At 45.4% G+C, this 8871-nt stretch carries 9 protein-coding genes; 6 read left to right on the forward strand and 3 right to left on the reverse strand.

The features are described from left to right. The first annotated feature begins 186 nt into the window (after positions 1 to 186). From IQ242_RS09975 to IQ242_RS09990, 4 genes are all read left to right on the forward strand, one after another. Positions 187 to 1275 (forward strand): isocitrate/isopropylmalate family dehydrogenase, encoded by a 1089-nt coding sequence (locus tag IQ242_RS09975; RefSeq protein WP_002766299.1) that lies wholly within the window; start codon positions 187 to 189, stop codon positions 1273 to 1275. Between the two features lie 160 nt (positions 1276 to 1435). Next, positions 1436 to 2059 carry a COP23 domain-containing protein gene (locus IQ242_RS09980; protein ID WP_193959855.1) on the forward strand — a complete coding sequence of 208 codons (624 nt, stop codon included), beginning with the start codon at positions 1436 to 1438 and terminating at the stop codon, positions 2057 to 2059. A 106-nt stretch (positions 2060 to 2165) separates the two neighbouring features. Then, positions 2166 to 3095, forward strand: coding sequence for a serine protease (locus IQ242_RS09985; protein ID WP_193959856.1), 930 nt, complete (start codon positions 2166 to 2168; stop codon positions 3093 to 3095). Positions 3096 to 3124: 29 nt separating this feature from the next. Beyond that, complete coding sequence (locus tag IQ242_RS09990) at positions 3125 to 4330, forward strand: tetratricopeptide repeat-containing serine protease family protein (RefSeq protein WP_193959857.1); 1206 nt, start codon at positions 3125 to 3127, stop codon at positions 4328 to 4330. 21 nt (positions 4331 to 4351) lie between these two features. On the opposite strand, the gene IQ242_RS09995 is transcribed toward IQ242_RS09990, so the two are convergent. The 3 genes from IQ242_RS09995 to IQ242_RS10005 all read right to left on the reverse strand — a co-directional run bounded on the left by IQ242_RS09995 (position 4352) and on the right by IQ242_RS10005 (position 7150). After that, positions 4352 to 4957, reverse strand: coding sequence for a hypothetical protein (locus tag IQ242_RS09995; protein WP_193959858.1), 606 nt, complete (start codon positions 4955 to 4957; stop codon positions 4352 to 4354). 49 nt (positions 4958 to 5006) lie between these two features. Then, positions 5007 to 6233, reverse strand: a complete 1227-nt coding sequence (locus IQ242_RS10000) for a hypothetical protein (RefSeq protein ID WP_193959859.1) — start codon at positions 6231 to 6233, stop codon at positions 5007 to 5009. Between the two features lie 413 nt (positions 6234 to 6646). Further along, entirely contained in the window at positions 6647 to 7150 is a 504-nt protein-coding gene (locus IQ242_RS10005) for a hypothetical protein (RefSeq protein ID WP_002758944.1), read from the reverse strand. A gap of 389 nt (positions 7151 to 7539) precedes the next feature. Between IQ242_RS10005 and IQ242_RS10010 the strand changes: the two genes are divergently transcribed. Further along, a complete protein-coding gene (locus IQ242_RS10010; protein WP_002766309.1) occupies positions 7540 to 7854 on the forward strand; it encodes a hypothetical protein in 315 nt (104 codons plus the stop codon). Positions 7855 to 8126: 272 nt separating this feature from the next. Next, positions 8127 to 8522: a hypothetical protein gene (locus IQ242_RS10015; protein WP_193959860.1), complete on the forward strand. Its 396-nt coding sequence runs from the start codon at positions 8127 to 8129 to the stop codon at positions 8520 to 8522. The last annotated feature ends 349 nt before the right edge of the window (positions 8523 to 8871 follow it).

Consider the following 8871-nt stretch of genomic DNA (forward strand, 5'->3'; position numbering starts at 1 on the left):
CCCCTTATCAAAGGGGGGCAGGGGGGATCGAACCCAAAATCTATCTTCAATTTAATTATAACCAGCTACTTACAAGATTGATAAAACTACAGAATTAATTAAGGTAAAAAGTATCTTTTTTAGCCGATTAACAGGCAAATTAAGCATTAACATATACTTGAAAATTTTTATTAAAACTCAAAAATTATGACGGAAAATATCCCCACCATTGTGGTCATGCACGGCGACCAAACTGGAGAAGAACTATTACTAGAAGCCCTGAGAGTGTTGCAACCCTCGATAATTCGTCAACCGCTTAACTTTGCCGATTTTGATCTTAGTTTAGCCCAGCGTCGCCAGAGTAACAATCAAGTGGTTCATGAGGCCGCCGAAGCGACTCTCAAAACCGGATTAGCCCTGAAAGCTGCCACTATCACCCCAGAAATTAAAGGAGATGTGGGCAGTCCCAACGCTATTTTAAGAGAAGCAATGAATTCTCAGGTAATCCTCCGCATCGGTCGCCGTATCCCCGGTATTCGTCCGATTGGGGGCGTTTATTCTCCCATTGCCATTGTCCGCATGGCCGTTGACGATGCCTACGGGGCCAAAGAATGGCGAGAAACCACGGCCACCGGCGATGAAATTGCCTATCGCACCTCCCGCATTTCTAGGGCTACCAGTCGCGCCGTGGCCGAGTTTACCTTTCAACAGGCCAAAAAAACCGGGGCGCGGGTATTTGGCGGCCCAAAATTCACCGTTAGTGCCACCTACGAAGGGATGTTTAAAGAGGAATTAGACGCGGCGGCCCAAAGACATCCGGAAGTGCGTTATCAACCCCTGTTAATTGATGCAACTTTTGCCCTACTTTTACAAACCGACGGCGAAGCTTTGGTGATTCCGGCACTTAATCGCGATGGCGATTTATTATCCGATTTTGTCTTGCAACTCTATGGCAGTATTGCCGGGGCCGAAAGTTTAGTTTTAGGATTTGATGAGGAGACCTTAGCAGTTAAAACTATTATGGCAGAAGCTCCCCACGGCACGGCCCCGGCTTTAGAGGGCAAAAATATCGCTAATCCCATGGCGATGATTTTAGCCTCGGCAGCTTTGTTAGGTTATATCGAAACTAACGAGGCGCGTAAAGCTTCTCGGGCAATTTATGAAAGTGTCTTTGAAACTATTCACGAGGGCAAAAAAACCCCCGATTTAGGGGGCCAAATGACCATGAGTGAGTTTACCGATGAGGTGATTCGTCGTGTGGTCAGTAAGTTAGAAGTTTGGTCCGCTTTGGGGTAAACCAACTCATCTGATTGCTCTCTTAAAGGAGTTTGAAGAAAAGCTAATCCAAAAAAATAAGAATTGTTGCAAAGGCCTTGCTTTTGTTGGTTTTGCGGAGAGATAATAGCTACCTTTGAAGTGTATAGTAGAGTCCCTTTGCAGGATTAGAATAAGGACAATGACATTACAAACTTTGACAAAAACTCTGACTATTGCTCTGATTGGTGTAGGACCTGCCTTGACCTTACAATCACCGAGCCAAGCTCAAGCCAGATTCGAGTGTCTTTTACCAGTGACAGGCCCCCATGTGGGAGTTCCCACAACCTATGTCAAAGTCCGCCCTAATGAACGCAAACCTGTGATTCGTTGGGTTTCTGGTTATTCTAGCGGTTCCGGTTACACTCCCCGGCAACGGTGTCTAGAAGTAACTAAACGATTCAATACCCTTGACGCTCGACCTAGAGGAATTGATATTATTACCACTGGCTATCTCAATGGTCTGCCGGTCATCTATTCCCCTAGTCATGGACGAGAACGAGCAAATAGCAGTAACCTATTATTTACCCTCAAGAAAGGGGAAGACGCAACCGAGAAAATCCAACAGCTATTCGACCTCCGGGAGACAGGCTACACCCAGCCTTTGTTTGAAAGCTCATCGGATTCTGTCATTGTCTATTTCAACAAATTCCTAGAAAATGCTCCCGTGGAAACAAATCTGGCTACCGGTTCGTCCCCCTCTCCACTGCCGGAGACTTCTCCCGAACAGTCGCCCCAAAAACCATCGGGCGGTTCTGTTTGGTAAACTTTTCTAGTTCTATAGATAAGGTAGGTTGGGTTGACGCAAGGAAACCCAACGCCCGCTGTTTGGTAAACTTTTCTAGTTCTATAGATAGGAGCATAGTAATCAAGTGAGTCGGGCGATAAAAAGAATTTTGGCTGGTGTGGGCGGTTTATTATTGGGACTGTCCACACCTTTGCTTGCTGTCCAAAGCTATGCTCCCGCTCTGGAACCTAACCAGGCCAATGCCTATAGCTCTCAGCAACTTTCAGAACAACAGCTGCGTCAGTTAGCCAGAGCAATTACCGTTAAGGTGTTATCAGGGCAAGGCTGGGGTTCGGGCATTTTAGTTGAAAAGCAGGGTTCTTCCTACAAGGTCCTCACGAATGACCATGTTTTAGGGCGGTATCGCTATCGGGGTTGGCAAATACAAACCCCTGACGGCAAGATACATCGGGGTGAGTTGGTCAGAACAGTTCGCTTGAATAATTATGATTTAGGCTTAGTTTCTTTTCGCAGTAGCCAAGTTTATTCTATTGCTGATTTGGCTAATGTCGATGATCTCGCTATCGGAGATGAAGTTTTCGCCGCTGGCTTTCCCTACGATGGCGATCGCCCGACAGAACAAGGATTTACCTTCACCGTGGGTAAAGTGTCGCTTTTCAGTGATAAATCCTTTTCGGGAGGCTACCAAATCGGCTACACCAATAAGATTAAAAATGGTATGAGTGGCGGACCGCTGCTGAATCGGCAAGGTAAAGTTATTGGTATTAACGGGATTCATGCTTATCCTCTCTGGGGTAAATCCTACGTTTTTGCTGATGGAACAGTGACTTCACCAGCACTGTGGGAACAAATGAGTCGATTAAGTTGGGCGATTCCTATCGGGACTTTTTTAAAATCGGGGTCATCTTCTCTATCTGCTTCCAGTCGGCAACGGCCCGCAGTGTCACCCCCATCGGTTCCCACCCATAGAGAACCCACTTTCTCGGAAGATTTTCCTTCTCCACCCTCGTCAACCCCAAGAGAAAAGAATCCCGCTCCCACACCACTCTGGTAAATTCCACTCAACTGTATTTTTAAACCAGAATGAGCAACAATTTCTTGAAAATTTCCGCCGCCCTAGTTGGTCTAGCGGTGTTTGTGGTTTCTCCTCAGATTGCTAAGGCATCAACAACTGAGCAGATAGAAAAAATTGCTGAAAAGATTACCGTTTTAATCCCCTCAGAAGAAGAGGGGGCGAATGGGAAAATTACTGCTAATGGCTCTGGATCGATTATTGCCAAAGAAGGAAAAGTTTATACTGTTCTTACTGCTAGTCATGTAATCTGTAAAGATGCTAGAGATGCCTGCAAGTTCTATTACGATCAACTAAAAATTATTACCTGGGATGGCAAGCAATATCCGCTCGATTACAATAGCATCAAAAAATTACCCGGAGTAGATCTAGCTCTCGTGCAGTTTCAGAGCGACCAAAATTATCAATTAGCGACCTTGGCTAACTATCAAGTAGCTGACGAACAATTTATTTTTGCTTCTGGATGGCCGGACCCGAAATTTATCGGCCAGCGGAAACGATTGTTCAATGTGGGGAAAGTGCTACCCAAGGCCATTACACCCTTGCTGAAAATATTTCCCCCAGAGTTGGGGTATGAGATAGTTTATACCAGTGTCACCTATGGGGGCATGAGTGGCGGTCCAGTGTTGGATCTCAATGGACGAGTCATCGCGGTTCACGGACAAAATGAAGCCGAAAAAATCGCAAAGGTTCCTGTGCCAATTGGCTTTAGTCTCGCTATTCCCATCACTACTTTTTTGAAATTAGCACCCCAGTCTGGCATTCAAGGGCAGATAAATGTCGAAAATTCGCCCCCCAATGCCTTATCTTTGCAAGAAATTGGGGATGAATTATACAAGGCTTTTGAAGTTCCCAATAATAACGATACTAATCCCCTAAACTGGCTTAATCAAGGCAATAAAATGTGGCGGTTAGGACAATTAGCCCTCGCCTATGCCGCCTATGAAAAAGCCTTGCAACTCGATTCTCAACTCTATCAAGCTTGGTATGGGAAAGGTCTGGTCTTGACCTACTGGAAACGCCCCCAAGAGGCGCTGGCCGCCTACGAACAAGCTCTCAAAATTAATCCTAACTCCGATACCGCCAAAAAACTGCGCGACAAGCTCCAAGAATCTTTAGGGGGAAGAAATACCCCTCCTCTAACTCCCTCACAGCCAACCACCGCGCCCACCGTGGAGCCTTCACCACAGCCCTCTAATCCAAGGAGACTATGGTGAAGTGAGCCGGGAAAATGCGGGTTAGCTAATAGTGGGTTGCACCAATTTAGCTAAGAATGCTTGAATTGCTCGCAGTTCTGCGGGAGGATTGCGGAGAAACTCTTCGTTACTGGCTAAAATCATCGCATTATAGGCCTGCACCGCCGCCAGCAATTTAGCTGGAACTACCTTCTCATCCCTGGTCAGTCCCTCTAAGCTGTCCAATAAGTCTTGAATGACATTTAAAGGCGGTGCGCCGGGGGCTGAGTAAAGACCGGCAATGACAGCATTGATATTATTACCCGCCTGTGCATCCCCGGTTAAGATGCTCAGGAGCAATTCCTGAATGGCTGCGGGAATCGGGGTACCCGTGGGGGAGGTTAAATTATTATCAGCTAACTGAGTATTCACAGAAGCAGCCGCCTGATTAACAGAGATTTGAGCAGGTTCTCCCCCCTGAAATCCCAATCCCGTCACCGTGGTGGTGATGGGGATAGTTTGACCGGCAAAATCACCGGTGGAAAGAATTGGCCCGGTGATATCGGATTGGTTGCCGGTTTGCGCCATAACGGGAGAGACTAGGGCATTGGTCAGCAAAACCGCCGCCACTAGGGAAACTTGCCAATTAGTCAACCATTTCATCAACATGGTCTTTATCCTCATTCAAAAAAACTAAATTAGACAATGTAAAAAACGACTAACGGGGGAAAAAGTAATTGTAGCCGATACTCATGACGAAGCGAGCGCCGTCCCCGGCATTCCCCGTTAAATCAGCACCCGCAAGGTTAATCGTCAAGGGGATTTTCGGGAAAGGAATCAGGGAAATACCTGCGTTTAAGTCTTGACCCGACCATTCGACAATGGCCGAGACCGGTTCAACAATTCGTAAACCCGCACTAGCAAAGACACCCAGGGAATTTACCCCATCTTCGATGGCTCCTTCCGAGCGAAAACGACCACCACCAACACCCAAAGAGAGCGTCAATTGACTAAAGGGTTCTTTCGTTGTTTCTGTTAACTGAAAAAATTTGCTCACCACCCCGTAGATACTGCTACTGCCATCTGTCCCACCCCAGTTAATAGCGTTTTCAAATCCTAGGGCCACAGCAAAACCTTCTGGCAGAGAACGGTGAATTTTAAAGCTAAAACTGCCCCGTCCGGCATTATCACCAAAAAGGCTCAAAATCGCCAGAGTTACATCTAAACCGACAATTTTCTGGGGGTCTCCCAAACCGCCCCCTAGGGCTAACCCACCATCTGCTTGATTGGTAAAACGGGTTCTCGACTGGAAACCGAAACCACCGAAAATCTGCCCAAAATTCGCTCCAAAACCGATGGGAGTAGAAATACTGGCACTAGGGGCAACCACAAATTCCGCCAGTTTCGCAGAAAGGGTTTGTAGCGTTAATTGCGGTTTCTCAATCAGAAACTCTTGACGTAAACGCTGCAATTCGGGGGAAACATTGGTATCAACGGGGGTGGATGCTTGTGCCTGCCATTTTCCGACTTCTGGAGAGTTATTATCCCCTGCTGGTAAAAGCTGACTCGCTTGCGTTGTCCCTAGATTCGCCTTCCATTCTTCTAGGGTTGAAATTGTCCTGGTCTTTTCTGTTGCTAAAGTATCGAGGGAAGATTTCCCTAGTTTATTTTCTAAGGATGAGGGCAGATTACTATCGGCTAATCCCTCTGTTGTCGAGAAGGAATTGGTTGTCAGAACTCTTTCTGTCCTCTCTAATTCCACGGGGGAATTAATGGTAATTTTTTCCTGGGATACCCGAATAGAAGCAGCGTCAATGTCTAAGGGGGAAGGAAGGGCCTTCACCCCATCGCCAAGTATGGCTGTACCCACACAGGAGGCAATGAAAATTCCTCCGGAAAATATGTGTCTCATCTGGCTGTTTCTTTTGGCTTTTTTTAACAACACTTCCAGCTTTCCTCACAGACGAAGTTAATTTGTAAAGATTGTAACTGATTTATTTTTAGATAGCAAGTTATTAAAGTTGTCCGTTATCAATCATGGAATCCCCTAGATTTATTCTTAGATAAGTAGGGAGGCACAATTATTTGTAGGATGGGTTAGCATAGCGTAACCCATGCGGGCGTTGGGTTTCATGCTTCAATCCAACCTACGTTCTGATTTATTCTTAGATAGCAAGTTATTAAACTTGTCCGTTATCAATCATGGAATCCCCTAGAACGCCTAAATGAAGTGTAAAATATTTATGACTTGTATTCTTGGCTTCGATGGTTGTGCTGCGTCTCTGTTCAGGAATCAAATAGGCGGATTATATTGCTAGAACTAAAAAAAGCGGGTTGAACCCCGCTTTTAATCAACAACTAAGCTAACTTAAAGGCATCTCGCCAACACCAGCGCAACAGGGTGAAAGCTATTAAACCCTTAACCACTTCTAGACACCAGTAACCAATCTGCAAAGACATCATTTCTCCCGACATTCCCGACGCGGCAACGGGAGCCAGTAAACCCATAGCACTCAGATTGGGAGTGAGAAAATAGGTGTAAATTAGGGTGATTACTAAGAGAACACCAGCGAATAGAAGCGATCGATGTTCGGGGAGATGGATTAAGGTATGATAGCGGTGGAAGACAACAAAGCTACACAGCACAATCGCCGCACAAACTAATTCCAGATGGTTAAAAATGCCAAATAGCAAGTAACCAGCACTGGCAAAGCCATTTTGTGTCATCATGCCAGCTACGGATAAGCTGGGGAGAATGATTAAATCGATGACGAAACTGGCACTTAACCAGAAACCGAGAACAACCATCGCTAAGGTTGTCCAATTAAACCAAGACCAATAACGCTCAACAAAAGTTTTCATTAGGCTTGCTCCTCCTTGCCTTTATAATTTAATTGTAAAGAGCGTTCGCCAAAATTATGGCCAGTTTTTTGGTAATTCTTAGCAATTCTTATCAATTCTGAGGAGAGCAACCAAACAATACCGCTCTTAAGTAGGTGGGTGGAATTAAATATAAGATGAACGTAGGTTGGGTTGAAGCATGAAACCCAACGCCCCGATGGGTTACGCTACCGCTAACCCATCCTACAAATAATTGTGCCTCCCTACTTATCTCTAGATTTGGCTACCCGCTCGGGGCGGAATTGTAAAGATTTATCAACAAGTGTTTATAAAAACCTTTAAATATTGACCAAGCTAACGATTCTAGACTTACCCTAAAACAATAACTGACTATCTACGGGTTTACTGTTATGGATAAGGATTTTCGTAACTATCGCATGGTTTGCACCCTCACCTTCGGAGATATTTACGGACAAATAATCGTCTGGTTAATCGTTATTTTTCTTACTCTGGCTTCCACTCTAGCTCTTTGGAGTAGCACTAGACAAATTTTCGCCCTCGCTACCGTGGGGTTAGTCGTCGTCCTCTCTTTGCCTTTTTTACTCTTTGCTTTCGTTACTACCCTCCTCAATCATATTGAATTCGTTCCCATCGAAGCGGAAACCAATATTCGTCGTGGTCCTGCACCAGGAGTTAGCGGCAGCCGTGTACCCGCAGCCGGCTAAATCCCCAATAAATAATCTAGAGACGTTGCTGACAACGTCTCTAGCAGTTTTTGCCCTTGTTTGCGTCGGGGTTTCTCGTTCTTGATTTTTGTTAATTTTTGTAAATTTAACTTATTTTAAAACACTTTTTCTGGTAAGGATTATCCAGAGAAAAATAGATGAAGGAGAGAAATTGTCAAGAGAATAATCTTGTTTGCTGCCTGATCCCGGTCAATGATAAATTTTTAAATACCTAGTCTTTTACATTTTCCCAACTCTCGGAGTGATCCCCGATGTTAAAAAATCTCTTTGGTGGCAAAAAATCTGACTTTTACCTAGAACTAAAAGAAACCGATGGTGAAGAAAAAGCGACAGCAACCACGGCAGCAGCCGCCCCTGTTGTGGAAGCGCCCGCCGCTGCTGTGAAGTCTGCAGCCGCCCCTGTAGCCGAGAAAAAAGCCCAAAAAACTTCTATCAAGAAAGAAAAGCAAGTAAAAGAAACTCCCGCCGCTCCTGTGAGCGCACCGGCACCCATAGCCGCTACTAACGGTAAAGTAGAGCCGCAAGAAGTGGAATTTGCGACAAAATACTTGATTACTCCCACTATGTCTCGCCGTCGCCCTGGTCCAAGTTTGAATGGTTTCAAAGACATGGCACGCAAGGCGAAACTACCTGCTAACCGCGGCTAAATCCCCCGGATTGCTTTCTCAACAAAAAAAAAGGAGAGCTTTCTTTGACTCTCCTTTTTCATCAGGGTGCATCTACTAACTCAAGTGTAGCAGCGAGTTTTTTTAAGGTTGGTTATTTAGGTTACTCCCCAGAGTATTTTGGGGATAATTAGGGTCTGCTGAAAAAGTTTTTCGTGGGGACAGGGTGTGGGGTGTGGGGTGTGGGGTGTAGGTTTTTACCGATTCTCATCTGGTCAATTACCTAATTTTCAGAGAAAAAGTCCTGGAATTTTCCCCCCGATCCCTCCAATGGCTGGCACTTTTTAAGGGGAAAAAAGTCTAAAAGTCTTACCCAACAAGGTTTTTAGAT

It is taken from the genome of Microcystis sp. LEGE 08355 (assembly GCF_015207185.1).
GTDB classification, from domain to species: domain Bacteria; phylum Cyanobacteriota; class Cyanobacteriia; order Cyanobacteriales; family Microcystaceae; genus Microcystis; species Microcystis panniformis.

Coding starts and splice junctions, on each gene's coding strand:
- IQ242_RS09975 (WP_002766299.1), top strand. CDS start 187: ATGACGGAAAATATCCCCACCATTGTGGTCATGCACGGCGACCAAACT.
- IQ242_RS09980 (WP_193959855.1), top strand. CDS start 1,436: ATGACATTACAAACTTTGACAAAAACTCTGACTATTGCTCTGATTGGT.
- IQ242_RS09990 (WP_193959857.1), top strand. CDS start 3,125: ATGAGCAACAATTTCTTGAAAATTTCCGCCGCCCTAGTTGGTCTAGCG.
- IQ242_RS09995 (WP_193959858.1), bottom strand. CDS start 4,957: ATGTTGATGAAATGGTTGACTAATTGGCAAGTTTCCCTAGTGGCGGCG.
- IQ242_RS10005 (WP_002758944.1), bottom strand. CDS start 7,150: ATGAAAACTTTTGTTGAGCGTTATTGGTCTTGGTTTAATTGGACAACC.
- IQ242_RS10010 (WP_002766309.1), top strand. CDS start 7,540: ATGGATAAGGATTTTCGTAACTATCGCATGGTTTGCACCCTCACCTTC.
- IQ242_RS10015 (WP_193959860.1), top strand. CDS start 8,127: ATGTTAAAAAATCTCTTTGGTGGCAAAAAATCTGACTTTTACCTAGAA.